Origin of the sequence: Klebsiella sp. D-Nf1 (genome assembly GCF_002810515.1) — a bacterium.
Classification (GTDB): domain Bacteria; phylum Pseudomonadota; class Gammaproteobacteria; order Enterobacterales; family Enterobacteriaceae; genus Klebsiella; species Klebsiella variicola.
In genome coordinates this window covers 1-634 of the sequence record NZ_PIOK01000033.1, presented here as the reverse complement: position 1 = coordinate 634, position 634 = coordinate 1, and the positions used below count along the sequence as shown (strand labels likewise).

Here is a 634-nt window from a genome sequence, read left to right as displayed (position 1 = left end):
TTGGCGGTCATAACGAGCGTAAAAATATCGACGTGGTGCGCACCATCTGCGCCATTCTCGACAAGGTGGTGGCGCAGAAGCCGGGCAACATCGCCCACTTCGCCGACCTGATCACTTTTGTCACCGATCGTCCGGGACACGACCTGCGCTATGCCATTGATGCCGCGAAAATTCAGCGCGATCTGGGCTGGGTACCGCAGGAGACGTTCGAGAGCGGGATTGAAAAAACCGTGCACTGGTACCTGAACAACCAGACCTGGTGGCAGCGCGTACTGGACGGCTCCTATGCCGGCGAGCGTCTGGGCCTGAATAACTAATAAGGAAGTAAAGATGAAAGGTATTGTTCTGGCCGGCGGCTCCGGCACGCGTTTATATCCCATCACCCAGGGCGTCTCCAAGCAGCTGCTGCCTATCTATGACAAGCCGATGATTTTCTACCCGGTGTCCGTCCTGATGCTGGCGGGCATTCGCGACATCCTGATCATCTCCACCCCGGACGACATGCCTTCCTTCCAGCGCCTGCTGGGTGACGGGTCGCAGTTCGGGGTGAACTTCAGCTACGCTATCCAGCCGTCGCCGGACGGCCTGGCGCAGGCCTTTATCATTGGCGAGAAGTTCATCGGCAACGATGCCT

General features: G+C 58.2%; 2 protein-coding genes. Both read left to right on the top strand.

Features of this window, described 5'->3' with window-relative positions:
- On the top strand, positions 1–317 hold a 317-nt coding region (locus CWM54_RS27860), incomplete at its 5' end, for a GDP-mannose 4,6-dehydratase (RefSeq protein WP_206054248.1).
- A 13-nt stretch (positions 318–330) separates the two neighbouring features.
- The coding region (locus CWM54_RS27855) for a sugar nucleotidyltransferase (RefSeq protein WP_048333850.1) at positions 331–634 on the top strand (304 nt) is incomplete at its 3' end.